The sequence below is a fragment of the Streptomyces sp. NPDC101234 genome (assembly GCF_044767525.1).
GTDB classification, from domain to species: domain Bacteria; phylum Actinomycetota; class Actinomycetes; order Streptomycetales; family Streptomycetaceae; genus Streptomyces; species Streptomyces sasae.
Window position 1 is genome coordinate 111,441 of the sequence record NZ_JBIWOA010000015.1, and the last position, 12,086, is coordinate 123,526.

Annotated in this window: 11 protein-coding genes; 4 read left to right on the forward strand and 7 right to left on the reverse strand. The window is 71.9% G+C overall.

What is annotated here, in order from left to right; genetic code table 11:
* The first annotated feature begins 6 nt into the window (after nt 1-6).
* A complete protein-coding gene (locus ACIRR9_RS27015; protein ID WP_403756971.1) occupies nt 7-2,040 on the forward strand; it encodes an NAD(+) synthase in 2,034 nt (677 codons plus the stop codon).
* A gap of 171 nt (nt 2,041-2,211) precedes the next feature.
* Here the strand turns inward: ACIRR9_RS27015 and ACIRR9_RS27020 are convergent, their stop codons facing one another.
* The 4 genes from ACIRR9_RS27020 to ACIRR9_RS27035 form a co-directional block, all read right to left on the reverse strand.
* On the reverse strand, nt 2,212-2,511 hold the full coding sequence (locus ACIRR9_RS27020) for a serine hydrolase (RefSeq protein ID WP_403756635.1): 300 nt from the start codon (nt 2,509-2,511) through the stop codon (nt 2,212-2,214).
* A gap of 90 nt (nt 2,512-2,601) precedes the next feature.
* A complete protein-coding gene (locus ACIRR9_RS27025; RefSeq protein ID WP_403756638.1) occupies nt 2,602-3,066 on the reverse strand; it encodes a PaaI family thioesterase in 465 nt (154 codons plus the stop codon).
* Nucleotides 3,067-3,110: 44 nt separating this feature from the next.
* Nucleotides 3,111-3,662 carry a TetR/AcrR family transcriptional regulator gene (locus ACIRR9_RS27030; RefSeq protein WP_365349823.1) on the reverse strand — a complete coding sequence of 184 codons (552 nt, stop codon included), beginning with the start codon at nt 3,660-3,662 and terminating at the stop codon, nt 3,111-3,113.
* 205 nt (nt 3,663-3,867) lie between these two features.
* Nucleotides 3,868-5,151, reverse strand: coding sequence for an MFS transporter (locus ACIRR9_RS27035; protein ID WP_403756641.1), 1,284 nt, complete (start codon nt 5,149-5,151; stop codon nt 3,868-3,870).
* A 269-nt stretch (nt 5,152-5,420) separates the two neighbouring features.
* Between ACIRR9_RS27035 and ACIRR9_RS27040 the strand changes: the two genes are divergently transcribed.
* Nucleotides 5,421-6,053 carry a hypothetical protein gene (locus tag ACIRR9_RS27040; protein WP_403756644.1) on the forward strand — a complete coding sequence of 211 codons (633 nt, stop codon included), beginning with the start codon at nt 5,421-5,423 and terminating at the stop codon, nt 6,051-6,053.
* Between the two features lie 42 nt (nt 6,054-6,095).
* Here the strand turns inward: ACIRR9_RS27040 and ACIRR9_RS27045 are convergent, their stop codons facing one another.
* Nucleotides 6,096-6,785: a DUF6215 domain-containing protein gene (locus tag ACIRR9_RS27045; protein WP_403756647.1), complete on the reverse strand. Its 690-nt coding sequence runs from the start codon at nt 6,783-6,785 to the stop codon at nt 6,096-6,098.
* A 116-nt stretch (nt 6,786-6,901) separates the two neighbouring features.
* Between ACIRR9_RS27045 and ACIRR9_RS27050 the strand changes: the two genes are divergently transcribed.
* Both ACIRR9_RS27050 and ACIRR9_RS27055 read left to right on the forward strand, forming a co-directional pair.
* Nucleotides 6,902-7,651, forward strand: coding sequence for a dienelactone hydrolase family protein (locus ACIRR9_RS27050; RefSeq protein WP_403756650.1), 750 nt, complete (start codon nt 6,902-6,904; stop codon nt 7,649-7,651).
* Between the two features lie 56 nt (nt 7,652-7,707).
* Nucleotides 7,708-9,621, forward strand: a complete 1,914-nt coding sequence (locus tag ACIRR9_RS27055) for a glycoside hydrolase family 5 protein (protein ID WP_403756653.1) — start codon at nt 7,708-7,710, stop codon at nt 9,619-9,621.
* An 84-nt stretch (nt 9,622-9,705) separates the two neighbouring features.
* Here ACIRR9_RS27055 and ACIRR9_RS27060 read toward each other — a convergent pair whose 3' ends face one another.
* Together ACIRR9_RS27060 and ACIRR9_RS27065 are read right to left on the reverse strand one after the other, a co-directional pair.
* Nucleotides 9,706-10,536, reverse strand: coding sequence for a BTAD domain-containing putative transcriptional regulator (locus ACIRR9_RS27060; protein ID WP_403756657.1), 831 nt, complete (start codon nt 10,534-10,536; stop codon nt 9,706-9,708).
* Nucleotides 10,537-10,830: 294 nt separating this feature from the next.
* Nucleotides 10,831-11,799: a DMT family transporter gene (locus ACIRR9_RS27065; protein ID WP_403756660.1), complete on the reverse strand. Its 969-nt coding sequence runs from the start codon at nt 11,797-11,799 to the stop codon at nt 10,831-10,833.
* Nucleotides 11,800-12,086 lie beyond the last annotated feature (287 nt).

The following is a 12,086-nucleotide window of genomic DNA, read 5'->3' on the forward strand; positions in this document are numbered from 1 at the left end:
ACCCCGTTGAACTTCTGGTCGATCTATGAGCATGGCTTCGCGCGTGTCGCCGCGTGCACGGGCCACACCGTCATTGCCGACCCGCGCGCCAACGCCGAGGCGGTCCTGCGCCAGGCCCGCCGCTGCGCCGAGGACGGGGTCGCGGTGGCCGTCTTCCCCGAGCTCGGCCTGACCGGTTACTCGATCGAGGACCTGCTGCTCCAGGACGTCGTGCTCGACCAGGTCGAGGAGGCGATCGCGACGGTGGCCGCCGGTTCGGCCGGGCTGCTGCCGGTCCTCGTCGTCGGCGCCCCGCTGCGCCATCGCAACCGGATCTACAACTGCGCGGTGTTCGTGCACCGCGGCCGGATCCTCGGTGTCGCGCCCAAGTCGTACCCGCCGAACTACCGGGAGTTCTACGAGCGGCGCCAGATCGCCTCGGGTGACGACGAGCGCGGCGGGACCATCCGGATCGGCGGCGAGAACGTGCCGTTCGGGGTCGACCTGCTGTTCGAGGCGGAGGACGTCCCTGGTCTCGTGCTGCACGCCGAGATCTGCGAGGACATGTGGGTGCCGGTGCCGCCGAGCGCGGAGGCCGCGCTGGCCGGGGCGACCGTGCTGGTCAACCTCTCGGGCAGCCCGATCACGGTCGGCCGCGCCGAGGACCGGAAGCTGCTGTGCCGTTCGGCGTCCCAGCGCTGCCTCGCCGCGTACGTGTACGCCGCGGCCGGTCTGGGCGAGTCGTCCACGGACCTGTCCTGGGACGGCCAGACCATGATCTACGAGAACGGCGCGCTGCTGGCCGAGACGGACCGGTTCCCGCTGGACGACCAGTACGCGGTGGCCGACGTGGATCTGGATCTGCTGCGGCAGGAGCGGGCCCGGATGGGCTCCTTCGACGACAACCGCCGTACGCACGCGTCCCGCACCGGCGACTTCCGGACCGTCCCCTTCCGGCTCGACCCGCCGAACACCGATCTGGGCCTGCGCCGCCGGGTCGAGCGCTTCCCGTTCGTGCCCGCCGACGCCCAGCGGCTCGCCCTGGACTGTTACGAGGCGTACAACATCCAGGTCGCGGCGCTCCAGCAGCGGCTCTCGGCGATCGGTGGCCCGAAGGTGGTCATCGGGGTGTCCGGCGGCCTCGACTCCACGCACGCGCTGATCGTCGCGGCGCGTGCGATGGACCGGATGGGCCGCCCGCGCACCGACATCCTGGCCTTCACCCTGCCGGGCTTCGCCACCGGCGAGCACACCAAGGGCAACGCCCACCGGCTGATGAGCTCGCTCGGTGTGACCGCGGCCGAGCTGGACATCACGCCGACGGCGCGGCTGATGCTGAAGGAGATGGGCCACCCGTTCGCGGCCGACGAGCCGGTGTACGACATCACCTTCGAGAACGTCCAGGCCGGGCTGCGCACGGACTACCTGTTCCGCCTCGCCAACCAGCGCGGCGGCATCGTGCTCGGCACCGGTGACCTGTCGGAGCTGGCGCTCGGCTGGTGCACCTACGGCGTCGGCGACCAGATGAGCCACTACAACGTGAACTCCGGTGTGCCGAAGACGCTGATCCAGCACCTGATCCGCTGGGTCATCAGCAGCGAGCAGTTCGACGCGGAGACCGGCAAGACCCTTGCCGCGATCCTGGACACGGAGATCAGCCCGGAACTCGTGCCCGGCGAGGAGCTCCAGTCCACCGAGTCCAAGATCGGCCCCTACTCGCTGCACGACTTCACCCTCTACCAGGTGCTGCGGCACGGGTTCCGGCCGTCGAAGATCGCCTTCCTGGCCTGGCACGCCTGGCACGACCGTGAGGCGGGCGCCTGGCCGCCCGGCTTCCCCGAGTCCGACCGGAAGGCGTACGACCTGGCGGAGATCCGGCACTGGCTGGAGTACTTCTGCCGCCGCTTCTTCGCCTTCGCCCAGTTCAAGCGCTCGGCCATGCCCAACGGCCCGAAGGTCTCGGCAGGGGGCTCCCTCTCCCCGCGCGGAGACTGGCGCGCCCCGTCCGACAGCTCGGCGAAGGCCTGGCTGCACGACCTGGCCCGCGTCCCGGAGGCGTAGGAGCGGGCGGACCGGTCAGGCGGAGGGCTGCCGACAGCCCTCCAGATGGGCGACGGCGCGCGCGGTGGCGGTCCCGATGGCGGTGTTGATCGCGAAGTCGTCCGCGCCGGGACCTGGTGAAAACGGCCGCCAGGTACTGCCGGTCGTCCGTGCAGGGGTTGTCGCTGATCGTCAGCATGAGGACGACCATGTCCCGCCAGGACATGGCCACATCGTCCTCGAACAGGGAGAGGCCGACCGGTCCGGGCGTCCGGTCCGCCCCCCGAGGGCCACGCGCTCACGAGGATCCAGGCTGCCGTCGGCGAAGCGCGTCTCCGCCTCCAAGGCGACCAGCACCTTGATGACCGAGGCCGGTACCACGAGTTCGTCGGCACGCAGCCCGAACTCGGCGCCGTCCGCCGCCGATCGGACCAGCATCGCACCCTCGCAGCCCGACCGTTCGAAGATCTCCTGGATCTCGTCGTCGACCATGGCGGAGATCATGCCAGCGGTACGACGCGGTGAACAGGACAGCGGCTTCCCGCACCTCGATCCCCGGTCCCCACCCCTCGGTCCCCCTCCTCAGTCGTCGCTCGGCCGGAGGATCAGGCAGGTGGTGGTGGCGTGGGCGATCAGCTTTCCGTTCTCGTCCAGGACCTTTCCCTCGGCCGTGGCGGTGCTGCGGCCGACGTGGATGACGTTCCCCTCCGCCGTGAGCGTCTGGCCTCCGGTGTGGGCGGCGCGGATGTAGTTGACCTTGAGTTCGAGAGTCGTGTAGCCGACACCGGCCGGGAGGGTCGTGTGCACGGCGCAGCCCATGACGGAGTCCAGGAGGGTGGCCCCGATGCCGCCGTGGACGGTGCCCAGGGGGTTGGCGAAGTCGGGCCGGGTGTCGAGCGAGATGACCATGCGCCCGTGCTCCACTTCGTCGAAGCGCATGCCGAGCAGTCGGCCGATCGAGGGGGTCACGGTGTCGGTCGGCCGCGCGGACTGTATCCAGCGCATCAGTTCGAGGCCGGACAGGGCGGCGAGGTCGGTGGTGGACACGGGGTGGCTCCTTGCTGTGCTGGTACTGGTCGACCGTGGGGTCGTCACTCGTCGCGAAAGGTGTGCAGAAGCAGTTCGCGGATCTCGGCGGCGGCCGCGTCGAGCGGAGCGGTGCTCTGTTCGGCCCGGCACATGATCACGGCGCCTTCGAGGGCCGCGATGACGAAGGAGGCCAGCCGAGTGCTCCTGGCCGGCGCCAGGCCGTGACGGACGAGCAGCTCGGCCAGTGCCTCCCGCCAGCGCGCGAACACCGCCGCGGCCGAGCGGGCGAGCTGGGGTGCCTCGTCATTGGTCTCCACGGCGACCGCGACGACCGGACAGCCGACCCGGAAGCCGCTGTCCACGAGCCGGACCCGCCACAGCACGAAGAACGAGTCGACCGCCTCCAGCGGGTCCGGCAGCTCCCCGGCGGCTTCGATCATCTCCGCGATGTAGTCCCCGGACAGCGCCACCGCCTCGTCGATCAGCTGTGCGCGTCCCCCGGGAAAGTGGTGGTACACGGAGCCGCGCGGCGCACCGCTGTGGGCGAGGACCCGGTCGATGCTGGTGGCGCCGGCACCGTACTCACGGAGCAGGTCCGCGGCACCGCGAACCATGCGCTCCCGGCTGTCACTCCTGCGTGGGCTCACCGCGCCACCGCCTTCCGCCGGACCGCCTCCGGACCACCTTCCTGACACCTACGTATCGGTAACTTATGCTGTATGCCATAGAACATGCAAGAGGGGCATCCCTTCGGCCCGAGTGCAAGGGCTCGCGCTCGGGTGACGCGCGGTGCACGACGCGCGATGCGTTCGTGATCCGTCAGGGGCGGGACTCCTGCTTCGCGGGCACGGGCACGGGCGCGGTCGCGGCGCGGAGACCCCAGGGCAGCAGGACGGCGCTGGCGAGGCAGAGGACGCCTGCCACGGCGAGGGCGGTACGCACCCCGGTCCACTCGGCCAGGAGGCCTCCGGCGAGCATGAACACCGGCTGCACCGTCTTCGAGCTCACCGACCAGGCCGTGACGACCCGGGCCATGACATGGTCGGGCGTGGCGGCCATCCGGTAGGCGACGAAGGACGGGTTGAACACCCCGGCCACGCACAGCAGCCCCGTGTCGATCGCGACGAGCACGGCCAGGCCGGTGAGCCCGGAGGGCACCAGGGGCAGCAGAAGCAGCCATGGTGTCCGCAGGACCCCGAACAGCAGCAGGACACGTTCCGCGCCCAGCCGGCGGGTGAGCGGCACGGTCAGGCGCGAGCCGACGATGCCGCCGAGACAGGGCAGTCCCAGTGCCAGGCCGTACTGCCACGGGGTGAAGTGCAGCTCGCGCAGCATCAGCACGGTCATCAGCGGAGACGTCATCATCACCGCCCCGCCGAACAGCATCGCGTTGAAGAAGAGGGGGCGGAGGCTGCGGTGCCCGAGGAGGTACCGCCAGCCCTCCGTCAGACTCCCCCGGCGCGCGGCAGCGCCGGCACCGGCCGGAGACTCCGGGCGGGCCGGGGGCGGCGGCTCGGGGGTGCGCAGGCGGCGGACGCCCAGGGCCGAGAGCAGGAAGGAGACGGCGTCCACGGCCAGCGTCGCCGTCGTTCCCACGGTCCCGATCAGCAGTCCGCCGACCGGCGGGCCCGCGCTCTGGCTCACCCAGTCCGTGGTCTCGAAGCGGGCCGCGGCCCGGACCCGGTCCTCCGCCGTCACGAGCCCCTTCAGATGCGCGGTGCTCGCCGCGGAGAACACGATGACTCCCGCCGCCTGCACCACATCCACGACGCACAGCTGCACGAACGACAGCACGCCCAGGGCGGCCGCCACCGGCACGCTGCCCAGGGCCACGCAACGCACCAGATCCGCGGCGACCATCACCGGGCGCTTGCGGCGGAACTCGACCCGGCTGCCGAGAGGCAGGGTGAGCGCGGCACCGGCGACCGCCGACAGCGCGGCGAGCAGCGAGACCTGGAACGCCGTGGCGTGCAGCGCCATCACCGCCACCAGCGCCAACGCGCCCGAGCTGACGGCCGTCCCCGCCGCGCTCACCGCGTACGCGCGCCACAGTCGAGCGAAATCCCGTCGGACGGAGTTGAGTTGACCGGCAGCAGTGATCACAGCGGGTGATCCTATGGACCTTCGCCGCGACGCCGAACCAAATCCGGCCAACCGGCAGCCCGCTCACGATCCCGGCCGTGCGGTGCGGGCCCACCCTGACGGGCGAACCACCGCCCGACACCCGGAAGGAGCCTCATGGCGAGGCAAACATCCTGGTCGGGGGCTTTGCGACGGTACGACGGGCAGAGCCTTCGGTGTGCGACCGGTTGCGGTGCCCCGCGCCGCTTCCCACGGTGGGCCCAAGGACAGCAGTTCTCGAAAGGAAACCCATGCGCGCCCCAGCCTCCCGCGGCCTTCTCGTCTGCCCCCTGGTCTGTGCCGCCCTGGTCCTCGGACCGGCCGCCGCCACCGCTGCCGCCGCCGACGTCGGCCGGGAAGCGTCGGGACTGCGTGTCACGCAGCCGGTCGCGCCGCCCGGCACCGACATCGCCACGCTCCTGAAACGCGTCGACGCGACGGACACGACACGGTACGGCCACGTCCTGGCCCCGCTCCTGGACACGCTGCCCGACCTCGCCGGGGAACACGGCACCCGTCTCGACCCGGCCCGGGCCGCCGCCTACGCGGAGGCGGTACGGAAATGGCGCAGCACCCTGCAGGAGCGGCTGAGGCACCTGGACTCCGGCTCCGCGGACCGCGCGCACCGGACCCTGCCCCGCGCGGCCGACCCCGTGTACGACCTGGTGAACGCAATCGAGTCAGCGGTCGACAGCCTGCTCAGCTCCCTGGTCTCGCTCGACCTCGGCGGAGTGCTGAGCGCCGCCACCGGGCTGCTCGCCCCGGTCCTCGACACGACCACCGGCCTGCTCGGCGACGCCGTGCCCGCGCTGCCGCCACTGCCCGCACTGCCGCCACTGCCCGCCGCGGACGCCCCGACGGCGACGCTGACCGTCACTCCGTGAGGAGTTGAGAGAGGCGGTTGCGGCCGCCGGCATTCCGGCGCGTCAGTGCGCGCTCCATCCCGGGACCGTCTGCAGGACCTGTTCGGCGACCCGCAACAGCGCCGTGTCGTCGGGAGGCACGTCGTCCTGACGCCAGACGGCGACCTCGAACGAGCCGTCGCCGTCGTCCTTGCGGTGCTTCGAGACCAGGACGCAGCGCGCGGTGCCGCCGGGGCCCGTGTGCGCCTTCCCGCCGCCGAGGTTGAACTTGATGGAGATGGTCGGGCTGGAGTAGACGACGGCGGGGTGCCCGAGAACCGTCGTCTTCCGCGCGTCACTCATCAACTCGCCCGTCTCGGCAACCGATATGTCGTCGTACGACGCAGACAGCTTCACGGAGTACGTCTCCAGCGACACGGTCGCCTCGGGCGCGGCGATCTTCGTGCCCCCGGCGAGGGTGATCCACTCCCCGCTGCCGTTCGCGCTCTCGATCTCCTCCTTCGGCGTCCCCAGGAGGGCCGGGAGGTCCGAGCGGTTCAGCGCCGTACACAGCCGGGCGCCGGACACATAACGCGCCGGCAGGTGGTTCTCCGAGTTCGAGCACGCCGCCGGTCGACCGCTCGCGTCCTTGTGGGCGGCGAACTTGTGCTGGGCCCACAGCCCGCCCATGACACCCATGACCAGCACCACCGCCGCGATCGCCTGAAGAGCCGGTCTGCCGCCGCCTTCGGGCGCGCTGGAACCTTCGGTCATATGCCCCACCCCCGCTGTGCATCCCCTGTGCGCGCGTGGAGCCTAGCTGATGTTGGCGTGAACGGCACAAGCCGGACGGCACCCATGGTGGCTGCGGATTCCTCCGGGAGTGTTTGATGGCGACAGCACGCAGCACGCCGGAGGAGGCAGACGTGGACACGGTGGGCGACGGGCGGGCCGTCGAGGCGGGCGGGAGCGCCCTGGTGGTGCGGCGCGCACCCCGGGACCGGGCCCGTGGGGCGGTGCTCGTCCTGCACGGCGGTCAGGAGAACGGCCGGCAGGCCGCCCGCCCGTGGCAGCCGGCGGCGCTGCGCATGCGCCCCTTCCTGGGCGTCGCCGCGTCGGTCTCCTCGCCCCGTGAGGTGCTGATCGGACAGGTCCGGTACCGCTACCGGGGCTGGAACGAGGGCGCCGACCCACTCCAGGACGCCTTGCGCGCCCTGGACGAACTGCGCCTGCTGGCCGGGGACGTGCCCGTGGTGCTGATCGGGCACTCGATGGGCGGACGGGCGGCGCTACGTGCGGCGGGCGACCCCTCGGTGCGCGGCGTACTCGCCCTGGCACCCTGGTGCCCGCCGGGCGATCCCGTGGCCGACCTCGCCGGGACCAGGATCCTCGTCCTGCACGGCGACCGGGACCGGGTGACCGAGCCCGCCGAGTCGGCCGCGTACGTACGGCAGGCCCGCGGCGCCGGCGCGGAGGCCGGGATGGTGCTGCTCAGGGGCAGCGACCACGCGATGCTCCGCCGGAGCCGGGACTGGCATCGCGCCTCCGCCGCCGCGATCAGGCGATTGCTGCACCCCGAGCGTGACCTCGAAGGCTGGACGGCCGAAGCCTGCGGGGCGCAGGAGCCACTTCTGCGCTGAGACCCACGCTGATAAGGTGCCACGCCCCCACGCGAGTTCGGCCCGGAGGACTGCTGATGCCGATCATGAAGCCGATCAAGATTGTCATATACCTGACAGTCACCTTCCTGGTGCTGACTCTCGTCGGCACCGCCCCGACGACCGCCGGATCGCGGTCCCCCGCGCCGGCACCGGTCGCCGCGGCCACCGGCACCTGGCAGCCGCCGCTGTCCACCCGGGGCCGCTACATCGTCGACGCCGACGGGAACCGCTTCCGCCTGAAGGCCGCCAACTGGGACGGCGCGCAAGGCTCGTGGACCGGCAGCGGCAGCATCACCGACCCCGCCGAACACCACGCCGGCCAGGACTCCTACGGCATCCCCCTCGGCCTGGACCGCGCAACCCTCCCCCAACTCCTCGCGGACTTCCACGCGTTGGGCATCAACAGCATCCGGCTGCCGTTCTCCAACGAGATGATCCACACGACGACTCCGGTGCCGGACGCAGCCGTCGCGGCCAATCCCCAGTTGCGTGGGAAGACACCCCTGGAGGTCTACGACGCCGTCGTGGCCGCCCTCACCGGAGACGGGTTCGCCGTCATCCTCAACAACCACACCAACACGTCCCGTTGGTGCTGCGGCATCGACGGCAACGAGCGCTGGAACACCAGCCAGTCCACCGGGCAGTGGGCCGACGACTGGGTCTTCATGGCCCGCCGCTACGCCGCGAACCCCCGTGTCGTCGGCGCCGACCTCTACAACGAGGTACGCCGGAACGTCCTGGACGACCCCAACTGGGGCCTGGGCGACGACCACGACTGGTATGCGGCCGCACAGCTCGCCGGCGACCGCATACTCACCGAGGCGAACCCGAACCTCCTCATCGTCATCGAGGGCATCAACTGGACGGGGCTGCCGGTCGACGGACTCCCGCACGGCCGCCCCACCCTCACCCCCGTCCGCGCCCTCTCCAACACCCTCGTCGACGCCCACAAGCTGGTCTACTCGGCCCACTTCTACGGCTACACCGGCCCCCACCACAGCGGTGCCACCGGCATCGGCGAGACCAGCGACCCGCGCTACCAGGACCTGAGCCGCGACGAGCTGTACCAGGCCCTCGCCGACGAGGCGTTCTTCGTCACCACCGAGGGCAAGCACTACACCGCGCCGGTATGGGTCAGCGAGTTCGGCATCGGCGCGAACGAAACCGGCACCGCCGCCCGCACCTGGTTCGGCAACGTCACCGACTACTTCACCGACCACGACACCGACTTCGCCTACTGGCCGCTGGTCGGCTGGGAGGGCCACGACGACTGGGCGCTGCTGCGCTACGACACCTCCGGGCACCGGTACGGCCTCCTCGACGGGGGAGACTGGCGGGCCACCGCGTGGGACCACCTCATGGACACCCCCGGCCGCACCGGGTACGTCGAGCCCGGGACGACCTGGCGCATGCTGTCCACGGACCACGGCGACCAGGTCGAGTCCCTGCGCGTCAGGGCGGGCGGCGACTGGGACTCGGGCGCCTACAAGGCGGCCTGCCCGGACGGACTGCGGCTGATCGGTCTCGCGCACTCCGGCGGACGCGGCCTGTGCACCGACGCGACGGCGGGCGGCCTGCGGGCCCCGGGCAGCACCCAGACGGTCGTCACGGACGAGCGGTACGTCCCGGCGGGCGGTGACTGGGCGTCCGGCTACACCAAGTTCCAGTGCCCGGCGGGCCAGTTCGTCATCGGGTACAGCCGGCGCGGGGAGCGGGTGTCGGCGGCGTTGTGCGCGCCGGCCGGCCGGACGCTGGGGACCGGTGCCCGGACCCTGTGGTTCGACCGGTCCGACAACCGCCCAGCCGACGGCGCGGGAGACGACTACGCGTCCGGCGCCTACAAGGGCCAGTGCAACGCCGACGAGTACCTCGCCGGGGTCGCCTTCACGACCCGCGTGGGCAGCACGCCCGGCCCGGCCGCCGTGCTGTGTGTCCCGCTCCAGCCCTGACCAACACCCGACCACCGCTTTGGCACCGGTCGCGGTGACCCCACTCCGCCCACTCCGCCCGGGACCGGGACGGCGGAAGGGTGTTCAGGACACCCCGGCCAGGTCGTCGTACTGCTGCGGTGCGCCGGGGCCGTCGGCGGTGGCCGTGAGGATGGAGTGCTGCAGTCGGCGCAGCCGCGCCGAGGGTTCCAGTCCGAGCTCTCTGACGAGGAGGGCGCGCAACTGCTGGTAGACGTGGAGGGCTTCGCCGCGCCGGCCCGAGCGGTGGAGGGCCAGCATGAACTGCGCGTGCAGGTTCTCGTGGGTGCGGTAGCGGCTGGTGAGGACGGTGAGTTCGGCGAGCAGTTCACGGTGCCGGCCGAGCCGCAGGTCGGCCTCGATGCGCTGGTCCAGGGCGCACAGCCGGCTCTCCTCCAGGCGCCGTGCCTCCATGGCCAGGTGGGCGCCGGTGTGCACGTCGGCGAAGGGGGTGGCGGTCCACAGGTCCAGTGCCTGGCGCAGGGTGCGGGAGGCGCAGGCGAAGTTGTCGTCCTCCATGGCGCGGTAGCCCAGTTCGGAGAGCCGCTCGAACTCGCGGATGTCGCTGGTGCCGCCCCCGGAGGCGAGCAGGTAGCCGCCCGGCAGGGTCGTCAGGACGTCCTTCGCGTTCCTGGCTTCCGGGTCCTCGTGGCCGGCGCCCTCGCGCAGTGCCGTCGCGATGAGCTCTCTGAGCTGGAGCACATAGGTCTGCAGGGTGGTGCGGGCGCTGCGCGGCGGGGTGCCCGCCCAGAGTTCCTCGATGAGGGCCGGGACGGGCACCACCTGGTCGGCGCGCAGTGCCAGCAGGGCCAGCAGCTGCCGGGGCTTCGGCGCGGTCGGGGCGATGGAGACCCCGTTCTCCCTCACATCCAGTGCACCCAGCAGGCCGATGTCCACACGCGTCTCCCTGGTCCTCTTTCCTGACACGACGCCAGTAGAAAACAGCACGACCGGTCTGTCAACAGACCGGCTGCCGGACCGTCCCTGACGAGCTGCCGGAGAACGGCCGCACGACTCCGCCACACCCGGGAGAAACGAGAAGTGGCAGCACAGCGCGACCGTTTCCACGGCCGACAGGGCAGGACGGCACGAACCCCCTTACAGAGCAGGGAGGTTGGGCCACAAAGTATCGGGCTCTCCAGGACCGTACCGAAACTGGCCAACCGGTCGGTTACTTGATCGTGTCCCAGGTCAGTGTTTCCGGCGGCCGGAGTCGGCCGGGAAGGCGAGGAACACGATCCCCAGGGCCAGTACCGCGAGTCCGCACCAGGAGACGGCGGGCAGGCGTTCGCCCAGGACCACGACTCCGAGGACGGCGGCCACGGCCGGTTCGACCAGGGTCAGGGTGGTCGCGGTCTGGGCGGCGGTGTACCGCAGGCCGTATCCGAAGAGGCGGTAGCAGAGGAAGGTGGTGGCCGCTCCCAGGTACAGGACGACCAGCGCGCCGCGTGCCGTCAGCAGCCACGGCCCCGCGCTCCACAGCAGTACCGGCAGCACGAGCAGGGCCGCTCCCCCGAACAGCACGCCCATCACCGCGCCGGAGCCGTGCCCCCGCGCGATGAGCCGGCCGCCGACGAGGGCGTAGACGGCGTAGGACAGTCCCGCGAGCCCCGCCAGCAGGACGCCGACGAGGTCCACGGGGGCGGCGGCGCCTGCGAACTCGGGCCCCAGGACGAGCACGGTGCAGCCGAGGACGGCCGCCGCGGTCGCGGTCGCCCAGCGGGCGGTGGGCCGGGACCGGCGGGTGAGCCAGGCGAGGAGGCCGGCGAAGACGGGGGCGCCGCCGAGCGCGATCACGGTGGCCACGGCCACACCCGTGCGCGCCACGGCGGGGTAGAAGGTGAGCGGGTACCCGGCCACCGCCAGGGCGCCCAGGACGAGCAGCCGGCGTTCTCCCCCGGTGCAGGACCCGGGCAGGGAGCGGCCGCCGGGTGCGGTCAGGAACAGCAGGAGACCGCCGAGGACCAGCCCGGCGGCACCGATGGCGGCGGCCGACGTTCCGGCGGGGGCCAGGGAACTGGCGGTCCCGGTGGTGCCCCACAGCACGGCGGCCGTGAGGATCGGGAGCGGGCCGGCGGTGCGGGGGCGCTGGCGCGCGGGGGACGCGCCGGTGAGGTCCCGGGAAGAGCGGGAAGACCTGGATGAGGTGTCGTTCGGCACAGTCGTGAACTTCCGTCGTCGAAATACCGTCTGCGGACTGGTTTCGAAACGGGCGCACGACACCGGCTCCGGGCGGCCTCGGGGCCGGGCCGGGAGCGTGGTTTCAAGCCGTCAGCGGGTGCGCCCGGTCAGGCGCAGAGGGGCGGCAGAACGACGTGCCAGTAGGTGTTCACGAGGGGATCGTACCGAGTCGGACAGGGGGCGACCGGCTCGTCCGCACTTCGGGACGCCGGAACCGCCCCGGAGCACGGCCGAGGGCACGGCCCGGGGCGGGTATTTCTTCCGCT

What these genes read in the sequence shown, in the direction of transcription:
- ACIRR9_RS27020 (WP_403756635.1), bottom strand. Translation starts at nt 2,511, where the DNA reads ATGGTCGACGACGAGATCCAGGAGATCTTCGAACGGTCGGGCTGCGAG.
- ACIRR9_RS27030 (WP_365349823.1), bottom strand. Translation starts at nt 3,662, where the DNA reads ATGGTTCGCGGTGCCGCGGACCTGCTCCGTGAGTACGGTGCCGGCGCC.
- ACIRR9_RS27040 (WP_403756644.1), top strand. Translation starts at nt 5,421, where the DNA reads ATGCGCGCCCCAGCCTCCCGCGGCCTTCTCGTCTGCCCCCTGGTCTGT.
- ACIRR9_RS27045 (WP_403756647.1), bottom strand. Translation starts at nt 6,785, where the DNA reads ATGACCGAAGGTTCCAGCGCGCCCGAAGGCGGCGGCAGACCGGCTCTT.
- ACIRR9_RS27050 (WP_403756650.1), top strand. Translation starts at nt 6,902, where the DNA reads ATGGCGACAGCACGCAGCACGCCGGAGGAGGCAGACGTGGACACGGTG.
- ACIRR9_RS27055 (WP_403756653.1), top strand. Translation starts at nt 7,708, where the DNA reads ATGCCGATCATGAAGCCGATCAAGATTGTCATATACCTGACAGTCACC.